We start from the raw sequence: 13101 nt of genomic DNA, 5'->3' as shown, positions 1-13101 counted from the left end.
CGCCATCAACCAGGTACTGGGCCAGTTTGTCCACTCCGGTTCTTCCACGTCCTCGAAGGCAGCACTGGACTGGGGCCTCTACTAAAAGACATCGCACAACGTCAGTCCTCACCCAAAACTCACACTTGGGTGAGGGCTTTTCTGATCCGACTCTTCCCCACGGGTGGGGTTAAAACCGACGTAAGGGCTGGGCTCTGCGATAGCTCCGGCCCTTCACTGCCGTGTCGCCGTTCACGTCACCCCACACATCGTGGGGGTGGTGAGACATCAGGCACAAAGTTCCGTATTCTGTAGGGCGTGACTAATGAACATTTTGACGTTGTAGTACTCGGCGCGGGCCCCGGCGGCTACGTGTCCGCCATCCGCGCTGCCCAGCTGGGCAAGAAGGTTGCTGTTATTGAGAAGCAGTACTGGGGCGGTGTCTGCCTCAACGTGGGCTGCATCCCCTCCAAGGCGCTGCTCAAGAACGCAGAGGTTGCGCACACCTTTAACCACGAGGCCAAGGCCTTCGGTATCTCCGGCGATGTCTCCTTCGACTTCGGCGTAGCGCATAAGCGCTCCCGCAAGGTCTCTGAGGGCATCGTCAAGGGCGTGCACTACCTGATGAAGAAGAACAAGATTACGGAGATTAATGGCCTCGGCTCCTTCAAGGACGCAAAGACCATTGAAATCACTGAGGGTGATGACAAGGGTAAGACCGTTACCTTTGATAACTGCATCATCGCCACGGGTTCCGTCGTTCGCTCCCTCCCGGGCGTGGAAATTGGCGGCAACATCGTGTCCTTCGAGGAGCAGATTCTTAACGACGACGCTCCGGACTCCATGGTGATTGTCGGCGCTGGTGCCATTGGCATGGAGTTTGCCTACGTTCTGGCCAACTACGGCGTGGACGTGACCATCGTGGAGTTCATGGATCGCGTTCTACCGAACGAGGACAAGGATGTTTCCAAGGCCATTGCCAAGGAATACAAGAAGCTCGGCGTGAAGCTCCTGACGGGCTACAAGACCACCGCAATCAAGGACAACGGCGACAACGTCACCGTTGAGGTCGAGTCCAAGGACGGTTCCAAGACCGATACCCTCACCGTGGATCGCTGCATGGTCTCCATCGGCTTCGCTCCGCGCACCGAAGGTTTCGGCTTGGAGAACACCGGCGTTGAGCTCACTGAGCGCGGCGCTATTGCTATCGACGACTACATGCGCACCAACGTTGATGGCATCTACGCCATTGGTGACGTCACCGCGAAGCTGCAGCTGGCCCACGTGGCTGAAGCACAGGGCGTTGTCGCCGCCGAGGTTATCGCCGGCGCTGAGACGCAGCTGCTTGGTGATTACATGAACATGCCGCGCGCTACCTTCTGCAACCCGCAGGTTGCCTCCTTCGGCTACACCGAGGAGCAGGCGCGTGAGAAGTTCGCTGACCGTGACATCAAGGTTGCGACCTTCCCGTTCTCCGCTAACGGTAAGGCAGCGGGCCTCAACGAGACCGCTGGCTTTGTGAAGCTCATTGCCGATGGCGAGTTTGGTGAGCTCATTGGCGGCCACATGGTTGGCTCTAACGTGTCTGAGCTGCTTCCGGAGCTGACCCTGGCGCAGCGCTTCGACCTCACCGCTGAGGAAATCGGACGCAACGTTCACACGCACCCGACTCTCTCTGAGGCCATGAAGGAAGCTGCCGAGGGCATCGGTGGCCACATGATCAACCTCTAACAGAGCGCGACCTAGCCCGAGCCGGGATATTTGACTCGGGCAAGGCGGCGCTGACCGTACTGAGAGGCGCGGTCAGAACCGCTAGCAACGCACAAACTCCCCCTCATCCCGATGGAAATCGGAGGTGAGGGGGAGTTTGTCGTTATGCCGCTGCGGCGCTGAAGCACCTCAGCGTGTCCTACTTACTTGAAAAGGTTGGAGGACAGTACGAACGGTGCGCTCACGACGGTGATGAGGAGCTGCCAAACCTGACCAAGTGCGCCTTTTCCGAAGCTGCTCATAATAGAAATCCTTTCTGGAAGTGTTTAACGGTTCGCAGACCACTATAGACGCTTTACGGTGTCAAGATCGACGAGTTTTCGCTGTGAAAAGCTTTAAAAACATGTGATCTAGCTGAAATGTGACGAATGGTGATAATTATGTGTGCAGGTCAATCCGGTAAGTTGTCACGCTCACCTGTCGGCTAATGTGCGCTGCCCAAAAAGAGCCAAGTGGAGAGTCCTCCCCAGCCCTTTTTATTCTTCCTCGTTTACGGTGTAAAGTATGACCATTTTAATTCGGAGTTGGGGCAGGGAAATATGCGGAATTACCACTTCTTAGTTAATAGGGGGCAACAGCAGAACGGTGAGCGTCAATAATCAGATCCTCGTTGATTGCTGGGAAGGCGCGCTGGGCGCAATTCTGTCGGGGGCAAGTGTGGCAGCCGGCGCCAATCGGGGTGGCGGCGGACAGATCTTCTAAGTTGAGTCCCTCGGCATAGACGGTGCGATCGGCATGACGGGCTTCGCAGCCCAAGCCAATAGCGAACAGTTTGTTGGTATCGCCAAAGCGGCCCTGTGGGTAATTTACCGTCCGGGAAATCCATAGATAGTTACGGCCATCGGGCATCTGTGCCAGCTGGCGGGAGATGGTGTTAGGGCGTGAGAAAGATTCGTAAACGTTCCACAGGGGGCACGTGCCGCCGGAGTTGGAAAAGTGCACACCCGTGGCGGACTGCCGTTTGGACATGTTGCCGGCACGGTCCACGCGCACAAAGGTGAAGGGGATACCGCGTTCGTTTGGACGCTGAAGGGTGGAAAGGCGTGAAGCAACAGTTTCGTAACCCACGCCGAATACATTGCACAGGTACTCCACGTCGTAGCCGGACTGCTCCGCTTCAGTATGAATAAGCCCATATGGCAATAGCGTTGCGGCGGCGAAGTAGTTGGCGATACCGCGCTTGGCCAGGTTGATTGAAGCGTTTGAGGTAAACGGTTCTTCACCCACGAGGCTATCAATGAGTGAACCGGCTTCGAGGAAGCTAAGTTCGGCGGCCATGCGGAAGGCGCGCTGACCCACACTGAGACGACTAGCTAAGCGGAACGTACCGGTTTCACTATCGAAGCGGTGCAGGGTGCCATCCATGCGGTCAGTCGTAATGATTTCTATGCCGTGTTGGGAGGCGAGCCTTTCCCCGAGGACTTTCTCAATATCGCGAATATGAAATGGCGCTACGCCAAGTTCGTTGGCCAAAACTTCGGCGTGGATGTCGAGCTCGTCTAGGTAATTCTGGCGAGCGTAGAAGAAGTCACGAACCTCGTCGTGGGGCATTGACAGGGCTTGGCTTCCATCGGAGCGGCGGGAATCTGTCGCAAGCGAGAGCTTGTCGCGGATATTGCGGTAACGCCGGTGAATATCCACGAGTGTGCGAGCAACAGTGGGGTGGTTGTACACCAGTTCGGAGAGTTCCTGAAGTTCAACGGGGGAGGGGCAAATCTCCTGATCTTGAACGACATCCTGAATCTCTGCGAGCAGGCGCGAGTCATCATCGCGGGAGAAGAAGGTGGCATCGACGCCAAATACTTCAGTGATGCGGAGAAGGACCGGCACGGTAAGGGGGCGCACATCGTGCTCGATCTGGTTTACATAGCTAGCGGAAAGCCCCAGCGTAGCGGCGAGGGAGGCTTGGCTGAGGTCGCGTTCGCGGCGCAGCTGGCGGAGGCGTGAACCCACGTATGTCTTACTCATGTGAGCTAGGTTACCTATTGCCTTTCGGTCATAACAATAGTTTTGCAAATAATGTGTGAAGCATTTTAACTCTGCTGCGAAGCGGGGGTATTCGCATGGAGTGGGGGCTTAGGTGTAGGTGTGTATCTCATGCGAAAGTTTGACACCTAAAGGGGTGGGTTCGTCACTCGCGCAACATGCTGTGAGCAATGTCTCACAGGTCAAATGTTTACGCAATACCAATATTGCGTAAAAGGAAGTGATCAAGGTAAAGCGGCATAACCTCATGCGTAACTTAGGTGATCCATACCTCAGGTAGTTTCTACGGGTGGAGTGAGTATGGGTAGGTGTCACCGTCTAGTGGGGATTTGAGTAGTGGCCTGCGCGAAGGCCTGCGTAAGGTAAGGACGACTATGGAGGTGTCATGTCTGTAAAAAATCCTGACCGTGAAGCTCTCGCTCACGGCCGCATTACTAATGAAACGATTCGTCCTAAGCCGGGAATTCCGTCCTGGGCTTTGAAACTGACGATGGCTATTACCGGCCTGTTCTTTGCCCTCTTCGTAGTGGGTCATATGGCTGGAAACCTGAAGCTGTACCTGCCGGACGAGAACGGCGTGGTGCACCTTGATGAGTACGGTGCATTCCTGCGCGACCTCGGTGCTCCGCTGATCCCGCACGGCCACATGCTGTGGATTATCCGCATCGTGCTGCTGGCCTGCGTTATCGCCCACATCTACGGCGCCTTCGCCCTGACGGCTCGCTCCAAGGCAGCTCGTGGCAAATTCAAGCGCACCAACCTCATGGGTGGTCTGGACTCCTTCGCCACCAAGACCATGCTGGTTACTGGCGTTGTACTGCTTCTCTTCATCGTCTTCCACATCCTGGACCTGACCATGGGTGTGCAGCCGGTGGCCCCGGAGGCATTCGTCCACGGCGCGGTGAAGGCCAACATGATTGCTACCTTCTCGCGCTGGCCGGTGACCATCATCTACGTCGTCGCTATGCTCTGCCTCTTCCTGCACCTCACCCACGGCATTCGCCTTGCTGCGTCTGACCTGGGCATCACTGGTGCTAAGTGGCGCGAGGTCTTTGTCATCCTGGCGTACGTCGTTCCGGCCGTTGTGTGCCTGGCAAACATCGTTATGCCGTTGTCCGTCGCCCTGGGCTGGGTCAGCTAAAGGAGTTTTGAACCCATGACTAACGCGAATCCCGTGTCTGCCGCGAACGCAAACGAGAATGCGAACGCGAACACCGATCTGAAGCGCGAGCACCCTAACTTCTCGCACCCGCAGTCCGTCGTCCCGGGCGTCAAGCCGGGCCGCATCCTGGAGTCCCACGAGCCGCACGGCGTCCCGATGAAGGACATGTGGAGCTACCAGAAGGACCACATGGAGCTCGTCTCCCCGCTGAACCGCCGCAAGTTCGAAATCATTGTTGTGGGTACCGGCCTGGCTGCTGGTTCCGCTGCGGCTGCGCTGGGCGAGCTCGGCTACAAGGTAAAGGTCTTCACCTACCACGATTCACCGCGCCGTGCGCACTCCATTGCTGCGCAGGGTGGTGTGAACTCCTCCCGCCACAAGAAGGTGGATAACGACTCCGCTTACCGCCACACCAAGGACACCGTGAAGGGCGGCGACTACCGCTGCCGCGAGTCCGACTGCTGGCGCTTGGCCACCGAGTCCATCCGCGTCATCGACCACATGAACGCCATCGGCGCTCCGTTCGCTCGCGAGTACGGCGGCACCCTGGCTACCCGTTCCTTCGGTGGTGTCCAGGTCTCCCGTACCTACTACACCCGTGGTCAAACAGGTCAGCAGCTGCAGCTGTCCACCACTTCTGCGCTCTACCGCCAGATTGGCCTGGGCAACGTGGAGCTCTTTGCTCACCACGACCTGCAGGACATCATTACCTACAACGATGGCGGCAAGAAGCGTGCCGGCGGTATCGTGACCCGCAACCTCATTACTGGCGAGCTCAAGGCCTTCACCGGCCACGCAGTTATCCTCGGTACCGGTGGTTACGGCAACGTGTACCACATGTCCACGCTGGCCAAGAACTCCAACGCTGGCGCCATGATGCGCGCCTACGAGAACGGTGCTTACCTGGCCTCCCCGGCGTTCATCCAGTTCCACCCGACTGGCCTGCCGGTCAACTCCGAGTGGCAGTCCAAGACCATCCTCATGTCCGAGTCCCTGCGTAACGACGGCCGCATCTGGTCTCCGATTAAGGAGAAGGATGACCGTCCGGCCAATGAGATTCCGGAAGAGGAGCGCGACTACTTCCTGGAGCGCCGCTACCCGGCCTTCGGTAACCTCGTCCCGCGTGACGTGGCATCCCGTGCCATCTCCCAGCAGATCAACAAGGGCCTGGGCGTTGGACCGCTGCACAACTCGGTGTACCTGGACTTCCGCGACGCTATTGAGCGTCTGGGCCAGGACAAGATCCGTGAGCGCTACTCTAACCTCATCGAAATGTACGAAGAGGCCATTGGTGAGTCGGCGTACGAGACGCCGATGCGTATTGCTCCGACCTGCCACTTCACCATGGGTGGCCTGTGGACCGACTTCAACGAGATGACCACCATCGACGGCCTCTTCGCTGCTGGTGAGTGCTCCTGGACCTACCACGGTGCTAACCGCCTGGGCGCCAACTCGCTGCTGTCTGCTTCTGTTGACGGCTGGTTCACCCTGCCGTTCACCATCCCGAACTACCTGGCTGACCACCTCGGCGAGGAGAAGCTGGCAGAGGATTCCGCCGAAGCTGCTGAGACCATTGCTCGTGCACAGGCACGTATTGAGCGCCTCATGACGGTTAGCGGTAATGATCCGCATGGCCCGGCCTACTACCACCGTCAGCTCGGTGACATCCTGTACTGGGGTTGCGGTGTGTCCCGTAACGTTGAGGACCTTAAGGTCGCCATCGAGAAGATCCGCGCCCTGCGCGAGGACTTCTGGGCCAACGTTCGCATCCCGGGTGACGTTAACGACATGAACCAGGTTCTCGAGTACGGCCTCCGCGTCGCTGACTACATCGACCTGGGCGAGCTCATGTGTGTTGACGCCCTCGACCGCGACGAGTCCTGTGGTGCTCACTTCCGCGAGGACCACCTCACCGAGGACGGCGAGGCCGAGCGTGATGATGAGAACTGGTGCTTCGTCTCCGCATGGGAGCCGGGCGCTGCTGAAGGCGAATTCATCCGCCATGCTGAGCCGCTGTACTTTGATTCGATCCCGCTGATGACAAGGAACTACAAGTAATGAAACTGACACTTGAGATCTGGCGTCAAGCCGGACCGACGCAAGAAGGTAAGTTCGAGACCGTACAGGTTGACGACGCTGCCGAGCAGATGTCTGTCCTGGAGCTGCTCGACCACGTCAATGAGGGCCTCATTGAGGCTGGCAAAGAGCCGTTCGCATTCGCATCTGACTGCCGTGAGGGCATCTGCGGCACCTGTGGCCTCTTGGTCAACGGCCGCCCGCACGGCCCGGGCCAGAACACCCCGGCCTGCCAGCAGCGCCTGTTCCAGTTCAAGGACGGCGACACCGTCAAGCTGGAGCCTTTCCGCTCCGCTGCTTACCCTGTGATCAAGGACATGATCGTGGACCGCGCCAAGCTGGACCATGTCATGGAGCAGGGTGGCTACGTCTCCATGGACGCTGGTACCGCACCGGACGCTGATACCCTGCACGTCAACCACCAGACCTCCGAGTACGCACTGGATCACGCCGCCTGCATCGGTTGTGGTGCCTGCGTGGCATCCTGCCCGAACGGTGCTGCCCACCTGTTTACCGGCGCCAAGCTGGTTCACCTCTCCCTCATGCCGCTGGGCAAGGAAGAGCGTGGCCGCCGCGCCCGCAACATGGTGGACGATTTGGAGCAGAACTTTGGCCACTGCTCGCTGTACGGCGAGTGTGCCGACGTGTGCCCGGCTGGCGTCCCGCTGACCGCGGTTTCCGCGGTTACCCGCGAACGTGCACGGGCTGCTTTCCGCGGCAAGGACGACTAAGCTATAGTCATTCACAGGATTAACAGGAACGAGAGAAAGTTTCAGCCATGAGCGACCTCAACCCGGCAGTAGCTGATCACCACAGCGAGACCTACCCGGAGTTCTCCGGCAAGATTCAGGACTCCTACATCGAGGGTTACGACCCCGTGTCCTACGGTGCACCGCACTCTTCTCTGCTGCGTACCTCCACGTGGGTAGGCATGGGCCTGATTCTCTCGCTCCTGCCGGCAGCTGGCATCCTCATCTGGGGCCTCGGCACCTGGCAGTACCCGCAGGGCATTGCCGGCGCTGACTACCAGATGAACATCATCGTGGGTGCTATCTCCCTCGTTGTCGTCGCTGTCTTGGCCTTCGGTGCTGTACACTTCGGCCGCCGCTACTACCGCCAGTACCGCAAGGAAACCGGCCGCATCAACTAGGCACCTCCTAGGACGTTGAGCGCCTAAGTTTCTGTACTGACGCCACAACAACCCCTACCTCCAAACACACTCGGGAGACCATGTGAGGAGGTGGGGGTTGTTGGTGTTTGGGGTGGGTGCGCGGGCGCGGAAATACAAGGAAGAAGACAGGAAAGCTAGTGGCAGGGGAGCTGGGCGCTTGGCGACGTCAAAAGTTGCAATAAGCTTCGATCGATCACACCGTGCTGTTAACCGTACGCACTAAAGAGAAGTATCTTCGTGCTGCTTCCTCTTATCATTTTTGGATCCTACTAATGCAACCATGAAAAGAATGGCAGATGCCGCCACCTGGGTTCCCGTTACCCATAGAAAATTCGTTAGGTTGATAACACCGAACGCGAGGAACCCTGCTGCAACTACTACGATTCCGAGGGGAATTAGGGATCGAGACATTGGGACGTGCATTTTATTTGCTCCTACACTGGCCCCGGCAAGCTTTGTGGTTAATCTTGAACAGGGCACAACATTCTCTTTATGGGCTTTGCATTGAAGGCTACTGGGCCCTTTCCGAGCACGTCAAGGGATAAGGAGAAATGCGCACAAATCGGCTTCGCTTATTTCCAGAATGATTTCGAAAGTGTGTACCGAGCAAGATCAACGCGTACTTCGCGACTTGTTGTATGGCAGGCTAGATGATTTAGCTTCCCTAATTCAGTGCGCCCTTATTACCCACTAATGTTGACCAATGGAATCGAAGCTCGCCTTCGCCCCATTCCTCTTTACTGCTAAGACCCCAAGGAGAACCACCCATGACGCACCGCGCAGACGCAGGGCTTGAGCCGGCTCAGGAGACGGCGGCGGCGCAGATGTCGTTTGTGCCGCAGCCAGGAAATCAGGAGGCGCGCCGAGCGGACCTGCGGCGCTGGAAGGCGATTGCGCTGTCCTTCCTGATTGGTGCGGCGGTGATCTTTTTGGGGTGCTCGTGGTGGCAGGCGTCGGCAAGCGGGGCTCCCGTCTGGGTGGGCTACGTGCGCGCCGCGGCGGAGGCAGGCATGGTCGGTGGACTGGCGGACTGGTTCGCCGTGACCGCCCTGTTCCGCCGTCCGATGGGCCTACCCATCCCGCACACGGCGCTCATCCCGAACAACAAGGACCGCGTGGGTGATGCGCTCAAGGACTTCGTGGAGGAGAACTTCCTCACCGCGGATGCACTCAGCGCCAAGGTGCGGGAGGCAGAGATACCGCTGTGGCTGGCGCACCAGGGCGTGGAGCCAGGCAAGGCCGAGGAGGTCTCCGCATGGATTGGGCAGCGTGCGGCCAGTGTCGTATCGGATTTGGATGCGGCGGAGGCGGAGCACTTCATTAAGACCCAAGTGATGGATCGTCTGGCAGAACCCGAGTGGGGTCCGCCGCTGGGTAGGCTGCTGGAAGGCTACATTGCGGACGGCAAGGCGCGGCCGCTGGAGGATGACCTCATTGAGTGGGCACACGGCAAGATTCTTGGCATGGAATCCACAGTGGTCACTGCCATTGATGAGCGTATGCCTGGCTGGGCGCCGCGCTTTGCCCGCGAGATGGTGGGGGAGAAGGTGTACGCCGAGCTCGTGGAGTTCGCGGATGAAGTTCGCCGAAATGGCAACCACGAGGCCCGCCTAGCCATTCGCCGCAATCTGTCTAAGCTGGCTTCGGACCTGCAGTGGGATGAGGACATGCGCGGGCGCATTGAGGGCATCAAGCAGGAGATGCTGGCCTCCGATCAGGCACAGAAGGCACCGGCGGCGATGTGGGCGACGGTGTCCTCCACGCTCATTGATCAGCTCAATGATCCGGAGTCTTTCCTGCGCCAGAAGATTACGTCCAAGGTTAAGGAGCTGGCGCACCGCTTGTTGGAGGATTCGGAGTTCCTGGCCCAAGCCAACGAGCTTGTGGACAAGGCCGCGCGTTATGCCGTAGAGAAGTTTGCACCGGAGATTATCGCGATTATTCCGGAAACCATCAAGCGCTGGGATGCAGAGGAAGCGTCTCAGAATATTGAGCTCATGGTGGGCAAGGACCTGCAGTTCATTCGCCTCAACGGCACGGTTGTGGGTGCACTAGCCGGACTGGTTATCTACACTGTTAATCACCTGCTTTTTGGTATCTAACAAGGAGTTATGACCATGTCCGTATTTGACTCAATCAAGAACGCCGGCAGCTCTGCTTTTGATGTGGCCAAAGACTTCGGCGGCCGCTTTAAGGAAGAACGCCAGCGCCAAGCACAAAGTGCGCAGGCAGACCGTATTGCCCGCGCGGCTGATGCCTCCGGCATGGGTGATGGCACTGCGAAGGAAGAATCTTTTATTGACCGCGTAACCTCCACTGCGAAGGACTTGGGTGAATCGGTCTCCTCCGCCGCACGGGAGACCCGAAAGTCGGAGTCTTTTGAAAAGGCCCGCACGGATTTCAACACCGCCTTCAACGAGACCCGTGACGGCGTGCAGGGTGCTATCAACAATGCCAAGGAGCAGCGCGCTGAGCGCCCTGAGACGCAGGAGCCGCAGGGCCCACGTAATCCGTACGCCCCGAAGCAGAACGACAACATTATTGACGGCGAAATCGTCGACGAGAACTAATTAATGCACACTTTTCTTAACATTCTTGCGTGGATACCGCACTACATTTTCATGGCGGTGTCCATCTTTGCCCTCATCGGTGCCGTCTTGGCGGCCTTGACGCGGGAGGATGCCTTCCGTGCAGGTGACCGCCAAAACAAGTGGGTATGGGTAGCCCTTCTAGGAGGATCGGCGCTGTTCATGAACTTGCCGTTGCCCTTTGTCAGCTGGATTGGTGCGATCATCACCGGCGTGTACTGGTTCGATGTGCGCCCACAGCTTAAGGCCATCATCAACGGCGATTACTCCTACTAATGCGCAGTCTTCTTCAGGCCTCCCTTGAGGAGGTACGTGCACAGTCGCCCGGCCGGCGCGTGGTTGTCTCGCCGCATCATGTCATGGCGGCTGCTGAGGCCGAGCACATCATTTCGGTTGCCGGCTATCCCACTGGGCGCCACCACTCCTTGGTCAAGGCCGCAGAGGCGCGCCTCGCGGTGCAGTCAGGTGCGGCGGAGGTGTGGGTTGCGGTGGATGCCGTGCTTGGTGACGTCACCTCGTTGCTCTCCGAGCTCGTCACCCTTCGCGAGGCTTGCCCGCTGCCGGTGCGCCTAGGCCTAATTCTTCCCGCGGACCCAGCCCTGTCCTATGAGGACCTTGCGCGAACCGCTGAGCAGGCGGGGTATCAGTGCCTCGTCGTGTCAGACGACGACACCTTGCCCAAGCTGGATAGCCAGCTTCCCATTGAGCGTCTTTAGCCCGCGGGAGTGGACGCTGGTGCCGGTGCCGTGGCTGCATCGAGCTCGCTCATTGGCACGTCGTGTCCAATCATCGTGAGGGTGACCTCGCCAGCGCCAACGTCGACGGATTCGAAGGTGAGCTGCTGGCCAGCGAGCTGTTCTTCCATGCCTTCTGCCAGGGCATTGGAGATAGCATCTGTGGCCTGACCGGGGAGATCAAAGCCGAAGAGGGATGCATTTTCTGCGTTGATGGCGAGCTTGCCGTCGTGGACCTCCGGCTTAAGGGCGAGCGTGGCCAAGCCGCCGGCGAATTCGACGTTGAGGTCATCTTCGGCGTCGTTGGCGGTGATGGCGGTGACGACGAGATTGCCCACAGCGTCATAGCCGGACTGGTCCGCAATGGCCTTCTGGAAGCTCGCCAGCAGGAATTGATCCGGCACCGTGGTTGAAGCACGCAGCGTGCCCGCCACCGGCTCCTTGGACAGGGTCATGTCCTCCACGTGGATATCGGCGGCCGGCTGGCCGGTGATGGTGGTGCCCTCAATCTTCAACGTGGATGGGGTCTTCATGTCCATCTGCGGAATCTTGCCGTTGAGCATGCCGAAGACCATGGGGCTAGCGCCGAAGCTCACCTCGGGTTCTTCTGTGGTCTCCACGCCCTGTTCCTTGGCGGACTGCACGAACTGGTCTTTCATCTGGGTGCCCAGGAACCAGCGCAAGCCGAGCTCTGCTACCAAGATGATGAGCAGGAGTGCCACGAGCACGCCGATGAAGATTTTCCAGGCCGTTGAGGCGGGAGATTTAGAAGAAGCCATGACTACTAGTGTGGCGCACTGGCTTAAAGTCCGCCAACTACAACGTCCCAATCCACTGTGAGCACGTTATCCCGCAGGCGGCGATGGACCGGGTGGAGAGGAATGGTGCCCTGGAGCTGCTCGCGGGCCATGCGCCAGCGCACCCGCGGGCCGTAGGGAGCCCAGCCAGCGGCGCGATCCCAGGCGTCGTCAGCCGCCTGCAAAAGTTCATGGATCGGCTCGCCGGGCACATTCTTGTGGATGAGGATTTTGGGCAGGCGCTCCGCAATATCGCTGGGGCGCTCCACGTCGAAAGGATCCCAGGCGAGGGTCAGGGAGAGGGGGCCAGAGACGTCGAGAAGCACCCAGGCGGCCCTGCGCCCCAACTCATCGCAGGTTCCCTCCACGAAGAACCCGCCGGGCGCTAGGCGCGAGGTCACCGTATCCCAGGCTTTTTCTACCTGGTCCACGTCATACTGGCGCAGCACGTTGAAGGCGCGCACCAGCTGCGGGCGGTAGCCGGCCAGCTCGAAGCCGCCGAGCTCAAAGGTCACGCCATCGCGCGGCGGCAGCACGCGCTCCGGGGAAATCTCCAGTCCCGTCACGCGCGTGCGGGGATTAACACTGCGCAGCCAGCCGGCCCACTCCACCGTGGTGGTATGTGAGGCACCGTAGCCCACGTCGAGCGCCAGCGGCTCATCCGTGGAGCGCAGCAGGGAAGAAATCTCCGGGTGTGCCACCATCCAGCGGTCACAGCGGCGCAGACGATTGGGGTTGGTAGTACCCCGGGTAACCACGCCAAAAGGCTGACCAGCGCTTTCCTGTGCTCGCAGGTTATGCGCGTGATCGGCCATGACAGTAACGGAAGGGGTTACAC

At 59.0% G+C, this 13101-nt stretch carries 12 protein-coding genes; 9 read left to right on the top strand and 3 right to left on the bottom strand.

Features of this window, described 5'->3' with window-relative positions; genetic code table 11:
• Positions 1-297: 297 nt before the first annotated feature.
• The gene (gene lpdA / locus HMPREF2875_RS01115; RefSeq protein WP_039673426.1) at positions 298-1710 is read left to right on the top strand and encodes a dihydrolipoyl dehydrogenase; all 1413 of its coding nucleotides are present in this window, start codon (positions 298-300) and stop codon (positions 1708-1710) included.
• Positions 1711-2310: 600 nt separating this feature from the next.
• Here the strand turns inward: lpdA and ramB are convergent.
• Positions 2311-3717 carry an acetate metabolism transcriptional regulator RamB gene (gene ramB, locus HMPREF2875_RS01110; protein ID WP_070669651.1) on the bottom strand — a complete coding sequence of 469 codons (1407 nt, stop codon included), beginning with the start codon at positions 3715-3717 and terminating at the stop codon, positions 2311-2313.
• 403 nt (positions 3718-4120) lie between these two features.
• Between ramB and HMPREF2875_RS01105 the strand changes: the two genes are divergently transcribed.
• The 8 genes from HMPREF2875_RS01105 (at position 4121) to HMPREF2875_RS01070 (ending at position 11448) form a co-directional block, all read left to right on the top strand.
• Positions 4121-4876, top strand: a complete 756-nt coding sequence (locus tag HMPREF2875_RS01105; protein ID WP_070669649.1) for a succinate dehydrogenase cytochrome b subunit — start codon at positions 4121-4123, stop codon at positions 4874-4876.
• 15 nt (positions 4877-4891) lie between these two features.
• The gene (locus tag HMPREF2875_RS01100) at positions 4892-6955 is read left to right on the top strand and encodes a fumarate reductase/succinate dehydrogenase flavoprotein subunit (RefSeq protein WP_070669646.1); all 2064 of its coding nucleotides are present in this window, start codon (positions 4892-4894) and stop codon (positions 6953-6955) included.
• Complete coding sequence (locus tag HMPREF2875_RS01095; RefSeq protein ID WP_070669643.1) at positions 6955-7704, top strand: succinate dehydrogenase/fumarate reductase iron-sulfur subunit; 750 nt, start codon at positions 6955-6957, stop codon at positions 7702-7704. The genes HMPREF2875_RS01100 and HMPREF2875_RS01095 overlap by 1 nt, the downstream gene beginning before the upstream one ends.
• Before the next feature lie 47 nt (positions 7705-7751).
• On the top strand, positions 7752-8123 hold the full coding sequence (locus HMPREF2875_RS01090) for a hypothetical protein (protein WP_070669640.1): 372 nt from the start codon (positions 7752-7754) through the stop codon (positions 8121-8123).
• A gap of 788 nt (positions 8124-8911) precedes the next feature.
• Positions 8912-10246, top strand: coding sequence for a DUF445 domain-containing protein (locus HMPREF2875_RS01085; RefSeq protein WP_070669639.1), 1335 nt, complete (start codon positions 8912-8914; stop codon positions 10244-10246).
• Positions 10247-10261: 15 nt separating this feature from the next.
• On the top strand, positions 10262-10714 hold the full coding sequence (locus HMPREF2875_RS01080; RefSeq protein WP_070669689.1) for a CGLAU_01105 family protein: 453 nt from the start codon (positions 10262-10264) through the stop codon (positions 10712-10714).
• 3 nt (positions 10715-10717) lie between these two features.
• On the top strand, positions 10718-11008 hold the full coding sequence (locus HMPREF2875_RS01075) for a DUF2516 family protein (protein ID WP_070669637.1): 291 nt from the start codon (positions 10718-10720) through the stop codon (positions 11006-11008).
• Complete coding sequence (locus HMPREF2875_RS01070; RefSeq protein ID WP_070669635.1) at positions 11008-11448, top strand: deoxyribose-phosphate aldolase; 441 nt, start codon at positions 11008-11010, stop codon at positions 11446-11448. Before HMPREF2875_RS01075 ends, HMPREF2875_RS01070 begins: the two co-directional genes overlap by 1 nt.
• On the opposite strand, the gene HMPREF2875_RS01065 is transcribed toward HMPREF2875_RS01070, so the two are convergent.
• Both HMPREF2875_RS01065 and HMPREF2875_RS01060 read right to left on the bottom strand, forming a co-directional pair.
• Positions 11445-12245, bottom strand: a complete 801-nt coding sequence (locus HMPREF2875_RS01065) for an LmeA family phospholipid-binding protein (RefSeq protein ID WP_070669634.1) — start codon at positions 12243-12245, stop codon at positions 11445-11447. The two genes, HMPREF2875_RS01070 and HMPREF2875_RS01065, sit on opposite strands and share 4 nt — an antisense overlap.
• A 23-nt stretch (positions 12246-12268) precedes the next feature.
• Entirely contained in the window at positions 12269-13078 is an 810-nt protein-coding gene (locus HMPREF2875_RS01060) for a class I SAM-dependent methyltransferase (RefSeq protein ID WP_070669632.1), read from the bottom strand.
• Between the last annotated feature and the right edge of the window lie 23 nt (positions 13079-13101).

Origin of the sequence: Corynebacterium sp. HMSC078H07, assembly GCF_001812805.1 — a bacterium.
Lineage (GTDB): Bacteria > Actinomycetota > Actinomycetes > Mycobacteriales > Mycobacteriaceae > Corynebacterium.
Note: the sequence above shows the minus strand (reverse complement) of the source record. Positions and strands in the feature narration are given on the sequence as shown.